At 42.7% G+C, this 15,454-nt stretch carries 11 protein-coding genes; 8 read left to right on the top strand and 3 right to left on the bottom strand.

What is annotated here, in order from left to right:
* Positions 1–24: 24 nt before the first annotated feature.
* Positions 25–774 (bottom strand): DeoR/GlpR family DNA-binding transcription regulator, encoded by a 750-nt coding sequence (locus AAFF35_RS15370; protein ID WP_342327402.1) that lies wholly within the window; start codon positions 772–774, stop codon positions 25–27.
* A 92-nt stretch (positions 775–866) separates the two neighbouring features.
* Here AAFF35_RS15370 and AAFF35_RS15365 point away from each other — a divergent pair, with 92 nt between their 5' ends.
* The 8 genes from AAFF35_RS15365 to AAFF35_RS15330 all read left to right on the top strand — a co-directional run bounded on the left by AAFF35_RS15365 (position 867) and on the right by AAFF35_RS15330 (position 12,935).
* Positions 867–1,418 carry a 5'(3')-deoxyribonucleotidase gene (locus AAFF35_RS15365; protein ID WP_342327401.1) on the top strand — a complete coding sequence of 184 codons (552 nt, stop codon included), beginning with the start codon at positions 867–869 and terminating at the stop codon, positions 1,416–1,418.
* A gap of 73 nt (positions 1,419–1,491) precedes the next feature.
* Positions 1,492–2,085: a class I SAM-dependent methyltransferase gene (locus AAFF35_RS15360; protein ID WP_342327400.1), complete on the top strand. Its 594-nt coding sequence runs from the start codon at positions 1,492–1,494 to the stop codon at positions 2,083–2,085.
* Positions 2,086–2,111: 26 nt separating this feature from the next.
* Positions 2,112–5,489 (top strand): DEAD/DEAH box helicase, encoded by a 3,378-nt coding sequence (locus tag AAFF35_RS15355; RefSeq protein ID WP_342327399.1) that lies wholly within the window; start codon positions 2,112–2,114, stop codon positions 5,487–5,489.
* Positions 5,490–5,537: 48 nt separating this feature from the next.
* Complete coding sequence (locus AAFF35_RS15350) at positions 5,538–6,755, top strand: hypothetical protein (RefSeq protein WP_342327398.1); 1,218 nt, start codon at positions 5,538–5,540, stop codon at positions 6,753–6,755.
* Positions 6,756–6,800: 45 nt separating this feature from the next.
* Positions 6,801–8,003 (top strand): SGNH/GDSL hydrolase family protein, encoded by a 1,203-nt coding sequence (locus AAFF35_RS15345; RefSeq protein WP_342327397.1) that lies wholly within the window; start codon positions 6,801–6,803, stop codon positions 8,001–8,003.
* Between the two features lie 51 nt (positions 8,004–8,054).
* Complete coding sequence (locus tag AAFF35_RS15340) at positions 8,055–10,709, top strand: outer membrane beta-barrel protein (RefSeq protein WP_342327396.1); 2,655 nt, start codon at positions 8,055–8,057, stop codon at positions 10,707–10,709.
* Between the two features lie 18 nt (positions 10,710–10,727).
* Positions 10,728–11,225: a gluconate 2-dehydrogenase subunit 3 family protein gene (locus AAFF35_RS15335; protein ID WP_342327395.1), complete on the top strand. Its 498-nt coding sequence runs from the start codon at positions 10,728–10,730 to the stop codon at positions 11,223–11,225.
* Positions 11,226–11,237: 12 nt separating this feature from the next.
* Positions 11,238–12,935 carry a GMC family oxidoreductase gene (locus tag AAFF35_RS15330; protein ID WP_342327394.1) on the top strand — a complete coding sequence of 566 codons (1,698 nt, stop codon included), beginning with the start codon at positions 11,238–11,240 and terminating at the stop codon, positions 12,933–12,935.
* Here the strand turns inward: AAFF35_RS15330 and AAFF35_RS15325 are convergent.
* Positions 12,880–13,959, bottom strand: a complete 1,080-nt coding sequence (locus AAFF35_RS15325; protein WP_342327393.1) for an aminoglycoside phosphotransferase family protein — start codon at positions 13,957–13,959, stop codon at positions 12,880–12,882. The genes AAFF35_RS15330 and AAFF35_RS15325 overlap by 56 nt on opposite strands.
* Positions 13,960–14,038: 79 nt before the next feature.
* Positions 14,039–15,058 carry a LacI family DNA-binding transcriptional regulator gene (locus AAFF35_RS15320; protein WP_199757148.1) on the bottom strand — a complete coding sequence of 340 codons (1,020 nt, stop codon included), beginning with the start codon at positions 15,056–15,058 and terminating at the stop codon, positions 14,039–14,041.
* Between the last annotated feature and the right edge of the window lie 396 nt (positions 15,059–15,454).

The following is a 15,454-nucleotide window of genomic DNA, read 5'->3' as shown; positions in this document are numbered from 1 at the left end:
CAGTATTTGCAGGAATCAGCTGTTTTATTCCAGTCTGATTCCTGCATCTTTATAAGCTTTCAGGCTTTCATGCTCCGGATCAATATCGGTGATAATGGTATCAATATCACTCATACTGGTGATGTAATAGGGTTCAGTGGTACCTAGTTTTTCTACCGTCGCAAGTGCGATAATCTGTTTAGATGTCTCTACCATTGCTTTTTTTACCTGGCAATCTTCGTAACTGATTCCGGTAACACCGGAGATCAGGTCAATACTACAAATGCCTAAAAAACAAAGGTCCGGGCGGATGCCTCTGATCGTCTGGATCACTTCAAAACCAGAAGTAGAGAAGGAAGATTTGTTTAATCTTCCGCCAAGGAAAATCACTTCTATGCAGGGATGGTCTTCCAGAACCGAAGCAACAGGAAAGCTATTGGTAATTACGGTAATTTGCAGATCGAGCGGCAGGAGTGTGGCAATTGCAAGCACAGAGGTCCCGGAATCGAACAGGACAACCTGCCCGTTTTTGATCAGCTTGACTGCCTTTTCTGCAATGATGCCTTTATGGCTCACATCATAATGTTCACGTTCACGAAAATGTCGTGGGATCGGAGAGCGGGAAATTGCACCACCACGAACGGCTTTAAGCAAACCCTGGTCTGATAGCTCCTTAATGTCACGTCTAACAGTGTCTTCAGAAACACCCAATAGCGTACTTAAATCACCCAATAGAACTTTTCGCTCTTTGCGGATATGTTCTATGATCAGTTGTAATCGTTCTTCCTTTATCATATTGTTGCAAATATAAGGATTTAAATTGCGTAATATATTGCAATATGTTGCAAATTATTGCTATATTTGTTGCAATATATTACGAAAAACACATGGATAAGATAAAAAAGACGATTGGAATTGACATGGATGGGGTTCTTGCAGACATAGAACAACAATTCATGGACTGGTACGAAAATGAATTTGGCGTCAGGGTGCCAAGGGAAGAAAGACTTGGTGTTTTAGAACCTGAAGGTTTTCCCGATAAAACAGCCATTAAAAGATATGTATATACGCCTGGTTTCTTCAGGACGATTCCCGTAATGGAAGGCGCAGTGGCAGCGGTGATCAGGTTAATGGAAGATTATGAGGTATACATCGTATCTGCAGCAATGGAATTTCCGCAATGTTTATTCGAAAAACACCAATGGCTGGCAGAACATTTTCCATTCATCAGCTGGACGAATATCATTTTCTGCGGTGACAAGAGCATCATCGATACCGACTACCTGATTGATGATCATTGTAAAAATCTGGACTTCTGCAAAGGGAAAGCAATTATGTTTGATGCTTCACATAATGTGAACCAACATCACCATGTTCGGGTTAAAAGCTGGAACGAAGTACTGACTTTACTGGAAAAAGAAAACTTAATCGACGCTTAAAGTTAAAAGAAGCTTTATTTTCTCTTCTATTTTACTATCTTCTGCCTTTATATATAGTAAATCCCCTTTAGTAATGATAGAAGAAATCAGACAAGCCTACCCAAAGGCCTATGTGGCCATCAATGAAGCAACCATAGATTCGGAATTTTCCATGGCCTCTGAGGTGCTGACTTGCTCCCTGCTTAAAACACTGGCTGGTTCAAAACCAGGCGGTGATTTTCTGGAATTGGGTACTGGAACAGGATTATCTACCTCCTGGATCCTGGATGGGATGGATGAGTCTTCTTCCTTAATTTCTATTGACAATGACGAGCGGTTTTTAGCGATTGCCAGAGATTTTTTAGGTACCGACCAGCGGTTAAAACTGGAATGTACGGATGGAGGAGACTGGCTGGAAAAAAACAGCGATAAGAAATTCGATTATATTTTTGCCGATACCTGGCATGGAAAATACCTGATGCTCGACGAAGCGATCCACATGCTCAAACCGGGTGCATTCTACATTATTGACGATATGTTGCCGCAGGACAATTGGCCGGAGGGGCATGCCGGGAAAGCAACAAAACTTCTGGAAACATTGGAAAAAAGAGAAGACCTGCTGATTACCAAGCAATGCTGGGCAACCGGACTGGTCATTGCAACAAAAAGAAACAGATCCTCAGGTTAAATTCTTTTTCTCCTTACCTTTAGCATTTGGAACTGCCGCAGGAAATGGATGTTAGAAAAGAGTACATTTTAAGAGATTTTGATTTTTCAGAACTAACCACCTTATTTATATTAAAACAGGTCAATGAGCAACCGGATACCGGGGCAAGGGGGTATTATGACCTGCTTCCCGAGGATATCCGAATTGATGCTGTTTTTTTTAGTCATCCTGGCAGCAGCATTCCTTTTCCGGGAGTTGGCGTTACTCAAAGCGGAAACGTAACGATCCTGACCTGCAATTGCACAGATACCAGCAGTAAATTATGTGCGCACCAGGCGCAGGCATTGCATAACCTGATGGAACGTCCGGCGATCCGTCTTTTCTTTGATGCAAAATTGCGCGGGGAAAGGATGAAGCTGCAGGCCAAAGATTATGGCCTGGAAAAGGAAGAAAATCTTGCCGACTTTTTTGAACTGGAATACGATAACGGGAACACCAAAATTAAGACGGTCAGAAAGGAGCTTTTTCCATTAAACGGGCAAATCAAGCAGGAACTTAGAAATACCCTGCTGCCAAAACAAGGTTTGCAATTGCCGGTTTCCATGGCAGCTAAAGCCAATCATAAAATGGGACTGGTGTTTGGGCAACACCGCTTTTACAGTCACCTTACACTCGAGCTGATTGAAGCACAAACCACGCTTGAGGGCAAGTTTAAAAACCCAATAAATACCATAAACCCCTCAGACCTGCTCTGGAAAACGGAAAGTAAAGAGGAGCTGAAATTCTATAGCGGGGTATTGAAGTTTCAAAACAACTACAATTCAGAACGTACGAGTTCAGATCTGGATGCTTTAAAAGCGCTGGCAAAGAACCCCTTAAAGCTGAATGTCTTTCTTCATGATGCCAAAGTATCCAGCAACCTCACTGCAAGCTCCATTGTACCCATACAACTAAAAAGCGGAACCGCAGACATGAGTTTACATGTCAGTCAGCGGCAGGAATTTTATGAAGTGTCTGGAAAACTGACACTGGATGGTATGGATTACGCACTGGATCAGATTCAGTTGAAGTATCATTATTTTATTCAAATGAACCGCGACCTTCATTTGATTGACAATCCTGATTTTTTAAGGGTGATTGACTTCTTCAAGCAGCACCATGACCGGATGCTGATTCACCATTCTAAATTTGAAGCTTTTCAGGAAGACATTCTCTCCAAGCTCGAAAACAGGGTTAAAGTGACCTATGACTACCTGAAAGCTGCAACGAAAAAGCAGATCGAAGAAAAAGGTTTTGACCTGGAGAATGAGCAGCTCATTTACCTTTCTGAATCTGAAGATTTTGTCTTGCTGACTCCCGTGATGCGATATGGAGACCTGGAGATACCCATCTTATCCAGGAAACAAATCCGTTCAAGAGACCGGAATGGCAATCTGTTTACCTTATCCAGGGATGCAGCAGCAGAGCTTCAGTTTACCTCCGATATGGTCAGACAACATCCATATTTTGAGGAGCAGCTGGAAAGTAACGATTGCTTTTACCTGCACAAGACCCGGCTTTTAGAAAATAACTGGTTTCTCCATGCCTTTGAAGAGTGGCGGAACAAGGGCATTACGATTTTGGGTTTCAATCAGTTAAAGAACAATAACCTGAACCAGCATAAGGCCAATATTTCCATCAATGTGATGAGTGGAATTGATTGGTTTAAAACGGCGGTAAAGCTTAAATATGGGAACCAGGTCGTTTCATTAAGGCACCTGCACCAATCTATCCGCAACAAAAACAAATTTGTAAAGCTGGATGATGGCACCATGGGAATTCTTCCGGATGAGTGGATCGCGAAGTTTACCAAATATTTCAATGCGGGAGAAGTGGTAGAGGAATACATCCAAACGCCTAAAATCAGTTTTACGGCCATTGAAGAGATGTACGAAGACCAGCTTCTGGATGAATCGGTGAAAGATCAGCTCGCCATTTATAAAAAGAAGCTATCTGGCTCAGATACCATTACAGAAGTTGCCATACCTGAAGGACTGAACGCCACATTAAGGGAATATCAGAAACAAGGCTTAAACTGGCTGAACTTCCTCGATGAATTTAATTTTGGCGCCTGCCTGGCAGATGATATGGGCTTAGGGAAGACCATACAGATCATCGCCTTCATTCTGTCGCAAAGAGCAAAAATAGGACATAACACCAATCTGATTGTCGTTCCTGCATCGCTGATTTTTAACTGGCAACAGGAAATCGCCAAATTTGCCCCTTCCATAAAAATGCTGACCATTTATGGAACGGACCGGATTAAACACCACCGTGATTTTGATCAGTATGAAGTCCTGATTACTTCTTATGGCACCTTGCTTACGGATGCCAGGTTCCTGAAAGAATATCGATTTAACTATATCTTTCTCGATGAATCGCAAACCATTAAGAATCCGGAATCTCAGCGGTATAAATCCGTTCGCCTGTTGCAATCCAGGAACAAGGTGGTGCTGACGGGAACGCCGATAGAAAACAACACCTTCGATCTTTACGGACAACTGTCTTTTGCCTGTCCCGGTTTACTGGGCAGCAAGCAGTATTTCAGAGAGATTTATTCTACGCCGATCGACCAGTTTAAGGACCGTAGGGCCGCTACGCAATTGCAAAACCGGATCAATCCATTCCTTTTACGGCGTACAAAAGAACAGGTGGCCAAAGAGCTGCCTGATAAAACAGAAATGGTCATTTATTGTGAAATGGAAGCGGATCAACGCAAAGTTTACGATGGTTACGAAAAGGAAATCCGGGATTACCTGACCAACCAAACGGATGCAGAGGTGGCCAGCAATACCATGAACGTCTTAAAAGGCATCACCAAGCTAAGGCAGATTTGTAATTCTCCGGCATTATTGAGCGAGGATGAATTCTATGGCAGTTCTTCTGCGAAGATGGAGGTATTACTGGAACAGATAGAGAATAAGTCTAAGCAACACAAGATCCTCGTTTTCTCTCAGTTCGTTGGCATGCTGGAACTGATAAAAAAGGAATTACAGGAGAAAGGAATTTCCTTTGCTTACCTGACCGGACAAACAAAAAACCGGGAAGCGGTAGTTGCTTCTTTTCAGGACAATCCGGACATCCGGGTGTTCCTGATCAGTCTGAAAGCAGGAGGGGTAGGATTAAACCTCACACAGGCAGATTACGTATACCTGGTTGATCCCTGGTGGAATCCTGCGGTAGAGAACCAGGCCATTGACCGTACATACCGCATTGGGCAACAGAAAAATGTGATTGCGGTCCGCCTGATTTGTCCGGATACGATTGAAGAAAAAATCAGGAAACTGCAAGCCTCGAAAAAGGACCTCGTCAGGGACCTGATCAAGACAGATGCTTCCATTTATAAGTCCTTAACTAAAAAAGAACTGCTCGCATTGTTCAGTTAATAAGACATAAATATTACATTAATTTAAGGTAAATTTTATGTATATTTAATGTTAAGCGAAGCAATTCTTATGGACCGTCTTTTTAAAATTTTCGGGACGCTATTTCTGACGCTTACTTTGACAACCGCCTATGGTCAGGGTAAGCAATGGATCGCTTTTGAATTTTATCAGGGAACGTTTAACACAGAGATTGATACTTCTGTGATGGTTCCTGCTCCGGAGCTTTCCGAACAATCAATCAAATCAGCTTACCAACGTTTAAATTCCGGAGATTACCAGCCGATCATAGATTCCCTGCTGGCTTACCGCAAAAGATATGAACTGAACGACTGGCTGTATTATCAACTGATTCGCAAAACAGCGCAGCAAATTAGTCCTAAGGGAGACAATTACAGCCGTTATACCTTATATAAATGGTTCTTTTTGGCAAAGTCAGGTTATGATGCCAGACTGGCCATCAGTAAAGACCGGATCATTTTCTACATTTTCAATGATGAAGACATTTCGGATATTCCATTCTTTATGGTGGATCACAAGAAATTCATGTGCCTCAATTACCATGATTATCCTAAGGCAGACCTGAATCAGGACCCGCCGATCCCGGTAACGATTGCTGTTGCAGGAGCCACAAAATCCTTTTCTTATAAGGTGACTAAACTGCCTGATTTTAAACCGGACAATTACATTGAAAAGAAACTGGAATTTGTGTATAAACATAAAGCTTATCATTTTAACATCAAGCTGAGTAAGGATGTAGAAGCCATCTTTGCCAATTATCCCGGGGTAGATTTTGAAAGTTATTTTAACATTCCACTGAGTAAAGAAACCTATGGATCACTGATTCCTTTACTTAAAAAAAATGTGGCAGGAATGAATCAGAAAAAAGGGGTGGACTATTTAATGCGCTTCACCCGTTATGCTTTTTTATATGAGGATGATCAGGCCAATTATGGCGGAGAGAAGCGGCTTTCTCCTGAAGAGACCTTATTTGCCAGTCATAGTGACTGTGACGATCGGGTAGCATTGTTCTTTTACCTGGTCAAAGAGATCTATAATCTGCCCATGATTGCGATGTTATATCCTACGCACATCACCATGGGTGTTCAGTTTGATAAGCCAATCGGCGATGCCATCGTTTACAAAGGGAAATTGTATTCGGTTTGCGAACCTACACCACAAAAGGAGGACTTACCTATAGGTGTAATCTCTGCAAAATTAAGAAATACCCCTTATCAAATCGTATATCAATACGACCCCAATCATTAATCGCTATATTTAACTGCCTTAATTTAAGAGGGGTTAATCCTGTATATGACCAAGAGACTGTTGTTGTTTTTTTTCGTATTGCTATGTTTTATAAATGAGATTGATGGACAGGTTTCTCCCTTGGACAACCGTCATTATATTTCCTCCAGAAAAGGACTACCGAACGCTTTTCGGGTTTTTAACCATCAAAAAACAGCTACTGTAGCTTTCCTTGGCGGATCGATCACCAATGCGCCCGGCTGGCGGGACTCTGTTTGTATCACCCTGCAACGCCGTTTCCCCAATACTTCATTTCACTTTATTGCGGCCGGCATTCCTTCACTGGGTAGCTTACCACATGCATTTCGCCTGCAAAGAGATGTTTTGGATTCCGGAAAAGTAGATTTGTTGTTTCTGGAAGCTGCGGTAAATGACGAGGTAAATGGTACAGATAGCCTGACGCAATTGCGCGCGCTGGAGGGGATGGTCCGACATGCAAAACGGGATCAACCCAATATGGACATTGTGCTGATGTCTTTCGCCGATCCGGATAAAACGAAGGCGTATAATGAAGGGAAAATACCGGTTTCGATTGTCAACCATGAACTCATAGCTGCCCATTATGGATTGCCATCTATTAACCTCGCAAAGGAGGTCAGGGACAGGATGGAAAATAAGGAATTCAATTGGGACAAAGATTTCAAAGACCTGCATCCTTCTCCATTCGGACAGGGAGTTTATGCGAAAACCATCAGGACCTTGTTGGCTGTCAATTTTGAGGATGCAGCATTAACCGGCGATAAAAAGATGGGGCTTCGCCAATTGCCTGAGCCTCTGATCAAAGGCAATTTTGAACGTGGACATTATCAGAAAATCACAACAGCTAACTACTCAGATGGATGGCAGCTAATAGAAGACTGGCGTCCTGCGGATGGACTGGGAACACGCAAGGGCTTTGTTCATGTTCCGATGCTGGTAGCTACGCGTCCGGCAGCGACATTAACACTGAACTTTAAAGGTACTGCGGTAGGTATGTCTGTCGTGTCTGGTGCAGATGCCGGAACGGTGGTTTATTCAATAGACAACGGCCCGGAAAGGGAACTGGATTTATATACCAAATGGAGCAAGTCGCTGCATTTACCCTGGTATGTGCTGTTCGGTGCTGACCTGAAAGCAGGGAGTCATACTTTAAAGCTTCGGATCAGTGATCATAAAAATGAAAAAAGTACCGGAAATGCTTGTCGCATTGCTCATTTTCTAATCAACTAACCAGTGAATTTCTCTATATTAGCCGCCTTAAGGCCATAAATTGAAATTAAATTGAGTATTACTGGGAGGATTTTCTTATTTCTTATTGTCTTATTGTGTTCCGGGCTCAAACTAAACGCCCAGCTGAAGCGCCTTGTGAAGGGGAGTGTAACGGATAGTACCAGGCAGGCTATTCCAGGCGCCAATATCCGGATGATTGCTGGCAAAGACACCCTGAGTACCAACACGGATAAAGATGGACAATTTTCCTTTGATCAGTTTCAGTCGCCGGATTTTTCCCTGCTTGTCAGAAGTATTGGTTATCGCCCTGCGTCAAGTACCCATACCTTTAAATCCGGAGAAAACACCCTTCAGCTGAAACCGATCCTGTTGCGACCAGATACCCAAATGTTGAAAGAAGTAGTGATAGAAGGGAAGATTGTGGCCATGAAAGTGAAAAAAGATACCCTGGAATACAATACTGCAGCCTATAAGGTTCGCGATGGAGACCATGTGGATCAATTGCTGAAACAATTGCCGGGGATGGAAGTGGACGAGAAAGGAAAGGTGACTTCCATGGGGAAAGAAATGACTAAAATCAGGGTCAATGGAAAGGATTTTTTTACCGGTAATGTAAAGGAATTCATCAAGCAGCTGCCTGCAGAAATGTTCTCTCATATACAGGTGGTTGACGACTATGGAGAGGAAGCTAAGCTCACCGGGATAAAGATGGGAGCACCAAAAAAGATCCTCAATCTGGTTACTAAACCCGGAAGAAACAGGGGGACTTTTGGCAATGCCGGAATAGATGGTGGGACAAATAACCGATATGGCTTTCAGACCTCAGGGAATATCTGGAAGGACGACAAACAAATCGGGGTAAGTGCCAACCTGAACAATGCCAATAACAGCGCAGGATCCACCCGTGGACTTTATACTTCGGGAAACTACCGGAATCACCTTAGCAAAAGAACGGTTGGATCTGCCAACTATGCGTTTAACAACAACCTCAATGAAAACAATCAATTCAATTATATAGAACGCGTTAATCCGCTGGGAACCTTATATACTACGAACGAGAACGCGTCGGAGTCGAAGTCTGACGGACATAATTTTGACCTGAATCTGCAGGGGAACTATGATAAAGAATACCTCACTGCCTCTTTAAACGGTAGTTTTTCTAACGGGCGATCGAACAGCAGTTCCGAAAATGTTCAGAAAGGGGCCATCCGGCAGGACCTGTATAACAGCAGCAATTCGAATCAATACAACCCCAATCTGAACGCTAACTTTGGCTGGGGGAAAAGCTTTGAGAAAAAAGGAAGGACGATGTATGTGAACCTGTCAGGTGTTTTGGGAAGCTCAAAAAGCGACCAGGATATGATGAATAAAATAGGCTATTATGATCAGAAAACAGGCGCTTTTATAAAGGATAGTTTATTGAACCGTCTGGTGGACAACAAGAGTTCCAATGATCAGTTTACCGCGAGTGTCAGCTATAGCGAACCGCTCAGTCGCCCGGATGATACGGTAAGCACAAAGAATATCGACTTTAACTACGTTTTCTCTTTATCCGCGACCAATAATAGTCTACAGACCCGGGTGAGGGCTCCGAATGGGCAGATCAGTTTTGTAGATTCCTTAAGTAACGTTTACCATTCCACATTCCTCAATAATAATTTTCGGGTCAGCTATAGGTATGGTTCAAAACGTTTGAATTATACTGCCGGAATTTCTTTGCAGCCCAGTTCTTTAAAGGGAAGCTATGAAGGCCGTACCGACCGGATCCGGCAGAATACGGTCAATTTCTCACCCTCAGGGAACTTCAATTTTGTGATTTCGCCCTCACAGGCCCTCAGTGGAAACTATAACGGTTCTAGTAATGCGCCTGATTTTCAGCAATTACAACCGGTAGCGGATACCAGAGACCTCCAGAATGTGATTATTGGAAATCCGGAGCTGAAGACTTCCTTTAACCACAATGCAAATGTAGATTACCGTCTTTTTGATCCCGCGGGTGGGCTTTCCTTCCAGATCGGACTAAACACCGGCCTGATTCAAAATCAGGTGGTCGCGAATGTGGTTCTGGTAGTAGATAGCTTGAACAGCCTGAAGCAGGAAACACGGTACGTGAATGCAAATGGAAATTATAACATCGGCACTTCCTATACCTTATCCTATCCTTTTTCAAGAAGAAGGTTTGCTTTCTCCCTGAATGGAAATCTGGACCGTGCCAATGATGTGTTGTTTACCGATGGCAAGAAGAGTTTCAGCAAAAGATTTAATTACAACCAACAATTCAGCTTTTCTGCAAACACGGAGAAACTGAGCCTCACTGCACAGGCCAGCTATGGATTGAATGCGAACACGTATTCTTTAAGCAGTGCAGGTCAGACGAGAAATGTAGAAACCTGGACATTTAACCTCTACTCGAGGTTTATCCTTAACAAGTCCTGGACCCTGAATTTTACCAGCACTAAAAGGATCAACAGCGGATATTCCATTGCGGCAAACAATCCACTACTGATCAATGCAGGAATAGAAAAAACCATTTTCAAAAAGAGAACAGGAATGATCACCTTTGCGGTAAATGACCTCCTGAATCAGGGCAATGGCCTGAACAGAACTTTCTCCGATAATGCGGTTACAGAAAGCCGGACGAATGGGGTGACCCGGTTTTTCTTACTTGGTTTTTCTATGAGACTTCAGGATTTTGGATTACATTAGCAGACACACGATTAACCAATGAACAGACGTTTAGCCATCAAACAAGTATTGATATTTGCAGGGGGTATGGCCCTGCTACCTTCCTGTTTAAGAGAGGAGGGCAAAGTTTCCATTCAACTGCAACACCTGGATATTTCCGCCACACAGGAAAAATTACTGGCAGAGATTGCAGAATTGATCCTTCCAAAAACAAATACCCCTGGTGCCAAAGACCTGAAACTCCACCTTTTTGTCTTAAAAATGCTGGACGACTGCTACGAAAAACAAGAACAGGAATCTTTTATGAAAGGTCTGGATGCTTTTGAGGGATTAGCAGGAGCGGAGCTACAGCAAAAACTCATCGAAGCCAATGCCGGTAAACCAGGTCTGGCGAAAGAAATTGCTGATTTTTATGCCATCATGAAATCACGTACCATCGGTGGTTACCTGAATTCGAAATATGTAATGAGCAACCTGGTCATCTGGGAACTGGTTCCGGGAAGGTACAATGGTTATTTTCCTGTTAAAACCGCTTAATCAAAAGAGAACATGTCAAAGAAACAACATACATATGATGCCATCGTCATTGGCTCCGGCATTAGTGGTGGATGGGCCGCCAAAGAATTTACAGAGAAAGGATTAAAAACGCTGGTATTGGAGCGGGGCAGGGACGTAAAACACCTGATCGACTATCCGACAACCAATAAATATCCCTACGAATTTGAGCACCGTGGGGAGTTGACACTCGCCATCCGCAAGGAAAACCCGGTAGTGAGCAAGTGTTATGCTTTCCGGGAAGATGCGATGCATTTTTTTGTGAAAGACAAGGAACATCCTTATGTTCAGGAGAAGCCCTTTGACTGGATCCGCGGCTACCAGGTAGGTGGAAAATCTTTATTATGGGCCCGGCAGACACAGCGCTGGAGTGACCTTGATTTTGAAGGTCCTTTGAGAGATGATTTTGCGGTCGACTGGCCAATAAGGTATAAAGACCTGGCTTCCTGGTATAGTTATGTAGAGCAGTTTGCAGGGATTTCAGGTAATAAAGATGGCCTGGCAGAATTGCCTGACGGTGATTTTCTACCTGCTTTTCCATTAAATGCGGTGGAAGATTATTTTAAGAAAACACTGAAAGAAAAATATACCGGCCGACATGTCATCAGCTCGCGCTGTGCACACTTGTCGCAACCCAGACAGGTTCATTTTGACCAGGGGAGAGGGAAGTGTCAGAACAGGAATTTATGTCAGCGTGGCTGTCCTTTTGGTGGCTATTTTAGCAGCAATGCTTCTACTTTACCATGGGCAGCAAAAACGGGAAATCTGACCTTAAAACCGTTCTCTGTGGTCGAGTCTGTCATCTATGACGAGAAGCTGGGAAAAGCATCCGGTGTAAGGGTGGTGGATACCAATACCAAAGAGGTGACAGAATATTTTGCAAAGGTCATTTTTGTGAATGCTGCTGCCATCAATACCAATCTGATCCTGTTGAATTCCACTTCTTCCCGTTTTCCAAACGGATTGGGGAATGACAGCGGAGTCCTGGGCAAATACGTGGCTTTTCACAACTATAGCGCAAGGATCAGTGCAGAATACGAAGGCTTAAAAGAATTTACGACAGACGGCAGAAATCCTTCTGATGGCGGCTATATCCCACGCTTCAGGAACTTGTTGAAACAGGAAACGAATTTCAAACGCGGTTATGCAGCTGGTTTTTCGGCCTACAGGAGCCCGGAAAGAGACACTTCAGGCATGGGTACCGATTTAAAAGCACAATTGCTGAATAAGAATCCTGGTCCCTGGCAAGTGGGCTCTCACATGATGGGAGAAACCATTCCTAAGAAGAGCAATTACGTGAAACTGGATAAAGACCAGAAAGATGAATGGGGAATTCCACTTTTACGCATCTCCGTAGATTACGATGACAACGATGCAAAAATGAAAAAGGATTACCTGGAACAATTAACAGAGATGTTTACCGAAGCAGGATTTAAGAACATTAAGCCAAATGACGGCGGACAGGCACCCGGTCTGGACATCCATGAGATGGGCGGCGCAAGGATGGGCCATGACCCAAAAACATCAGTATTGAACAAATGGAACCAGTTGCATGACTGCAAAAATGTATTCGTTACTGATGGGGCTTGTATGACTTCTACTTCCACACAAAACCCATCATTAACGTATATGGCGCTTACTGCGCGTGCTGTTGATTATGCGGTTCAGCAGATGAAGAAAGGGGAGCTGTAAGTTCTGCCTCAATTTTTATATATTCTTTTAACAGGGTGATTTGATTAATTGCCCTGTTAAAATTATGATCTTCATATTTTGCCCCATAATAGATATCGTTCTGCAGGTAATCTGCGAGGAAACGAATGGCTTGCATGTAGATAATGAACTTGCCGGCATAGCTGAAATATTGTTTCTCGGTATCCGTCAGGACGTCCTGCATTTCTTCCATATAACCGTCGTATACGGCTTTAAAAAATTCTTTACGGATGCTGATTTTGCTCAGGTCGGTTTCTTCTTCAGTAGCCGCACATAAATAGGTCCGCATCATATCACCCACATCACTAATAAAATAGCCAGGCATCACCGTATCCAGGTCAATCACACAAATGCCTTTGTAGTCTTTGTCGAACAAGACATTATTGATCTTGGTGTCGTGGTGGATCACCCGCAATGGTACTTCCTTGTTGGCCACAATACTCAGATAGGTATCGACCAGGTCCTGATGCGCATTGATGAAATCTACATATTGTTTTGCTTTCTCCATTCTTTCCGGGTTCGCATTTGCACAGGCAGTTTTAAACTGCTCATACCTTAAACTCAGGTTATGGAAATCGGGAATGGTAATGTTGAGTGTTTCCGCATCAAAGTCGGCCAGTAAGCTGGAGAATTTGCCGAATTGTTTGGCAGCCTCATAAGCTTCTTCCTCTTTTGTCAGGGCATTTAAAGAAAGGGAACCTTCTACAAATGGCGACAAGCGGAAATAACCGGAAGGGGTGTCCAATAAGGATTCCCCTGACAATGCGCTAACAGGAGATACAAACAGATAGTCAGGATCTTTTTTGCTTAAAAAAGCTTTTAATAAGCTCAGGTTTTTGTCTATATCTGAAGGGTTCTTAAATACATCGGTATTTACTTTTTGCAGAATATAGCTCTGCCCGCCTGCGGTTACTTTCCATGTATGGTTAATCAGGCCATCGCCGAACAGGTTAACAGTAGTCTCATCAGAATTCAGGCCATACAATGGTAAAATATTTTCAAACATGCGTCTTATCAGAATTGGTTACAGAATTCAAACGTAATTATTTAAGTCATTAAACCATTGAGCAAACGTTTGCGCAAAATTATTTGGGGGTTGGGACAATCAATTCCGATTCTACAACTACATTAAAATAAGCTTGTTCCGTTCCCGTTTCGTTTTTCGGGCGGTTGATCAGGTCTATTAAAATGTCTGCTGCTTTCTTGCCTTGTTTATAGGGGAACTGCTCTACAGAGGCAATTGGCGTATAATCCATGTAGTTAATAATCGGGAGGTTGGCATAACTTACAAAGTCTATTCCCTCCAGTTCCAGGGAACGGGTATACCTCATGGCAAACAAAGCCACGTAGTCATTAAAGGTAACGATTGCAGTCGGTTTACGTCTGTGGTTTAACATGGTGTTCATCACGTCTATTGTGCCGGTTTCAGAAAGATCGCAACTGACAATCAGAGAAGGGTCAAACTTTAAACGATTGGAGATCATGGCCTTTATATAACCTTCTTTCCGCTCATGACTGGCCACTAAGGTCGTAGGTCCATTGATCATTCCGATCGTCCGGTGTCCTTTTTTCAATAAGAAATTAACCGCTTCATAGGTTCCGTTTTCCAGGTTGGAAGCCACATAGTGAATGTCTTTAATAGGAGGGATCCGATCAAAAAATACTACCGGGATATTCAGCTTTTTGAACATTTCAAAATGTTCGTAGGTACTGGTGGTTTTAGAAACCGACACCAATAAGCCATCTACGCGCTGGGTTTTCATTTTTTCTACCAGCAATTTTTCACGGTCTGCGTCATCGTGCGACTGCGCAAGTAAAACGGTATAATTTCGCTTATAGGCAACATCCTCAATTCCGCTGATGGCAGTGGAAAAAAAAGATTCGGATAGTTCCGGCAAAATAACACCGATAATATGAGACTTGCCCTGAAGAAACTGTATTGCCTTCTGATTTGGCTCATAATTTAGCTCAGTTGCCAGCTTTTTGACCCTCATCTTTGTTGTTAAACCGATACTGGAATGGTCATTTAAAGCCCTTGAGACGGTGGAAACCGAAATCTTAAGTATTTTGGCTATTTCTTTTATCGTGGTAGGTTTATCAGACATGATATTCAAATATTAGAATAAACTTTCAATAACCTTGAATAATTTTAAAAAAACAATTGTGCTGGACGTTAAATTTTTCCGGTTTTAGACTAAATGTGCGCAAACGTTTGCTTGAAAATAAAAGCCCAAATTTAAATTTCAGGGGATATTTTTTGGATAAAAATCAGGTTTTGGTGGTCATATTACAGCTATTTTTGGAAATGATGTAAGTATTTTAGCCAAAACAATCATATAATTGTTACAATCCTCAACAATGTGTTTCTTTTGGGTTTTGGGGATTCGGGAATTGCGAGGAAAGGCAAAATATCAAACGTTTGCGTGCTTTTTATAAGCTGTTATTTTATCCCGTTTCTGATATAGTATATATATTGTATTCGATTGATAGCTCCTGGTTGT

The sequence above is a fragment of the Pedobacter sp. FW305-3-2-15-E-R2A2 genome, assembly GCF_038446955.1.
In the GTDB taxonomy this organism is placed as follows: Bacteria; Bacteroidota; Bacteroidia; order Sphingobacteriales; family Sphingobacteriaceae; genus Pedobacter.
The sequence above is the reverse complement of the archived record's forward strand: the minus strand, read 5'-3'. Positions and strand labels throughout refer to the sequence as shown.

Coding starts and splice junctions, on each gene's coding strand:
- AAFF35_RS15370 (WP_342327402.1), bottom strand. CDS start 774: ATGATAAAGGAAGAACGATTACAACTGATCATAGAACATATCCGCAAA.
- AAFF35_RS15365 (WP_342327401.1), top strand. CDS start 867: ATGGATAAGATAAAAAAGACGATTGGAATTGACATGGATGGGGTTCTT.
- AAFF35_RS15360 (WP_342327400.1), top strand. CDS start 1,492: ATGATAGAAGAAATCAGACAAGCCTACCCAAAGGCCTATGTGGCCATC.
- AAFF35_RS15350 (WP_342327398.1), top strand. CDS start 5,538: ATGTTAAGCGAAGCAATTCTTATGGACCGTCTTTTTAAAATTTTCGGG.
- AAFF35_RS15345 (WP_342327397.1), top strand. CDS start 6,801: ATGACCAAGAGACTGTTGTTGTTTTTTTTCGTATTGCTATGTTTTATA.
- AAFF35_RS15335 (WP_342327395.1), top strand. CDS start 10,728: ATGAACAGACGTTTAGCCATCAAACAAGTATTGATATTTGCAGGGGGT.
- AAFF35_RS15330 (WP_342327394.1), top strand. CDS start 11,238: ATGTCAAAGAAACAACATACATATGATGCCATCGTCATTGGCTCCGGC.
- AAFF35_RS15325 (WP_342327393.1), bottom strand. CDS start 13,959: ATGTTTGAAAATATTTTACCATTGTATGGCCTGAATTCTGATGAGACT.
- AAFF35_RS15320 (WP_199757148.1), bottom strand. CDS start 15,058: ATGTCTGATAAACCTACCACGATAAAAGAAATAGCCAAAATACTTAAG.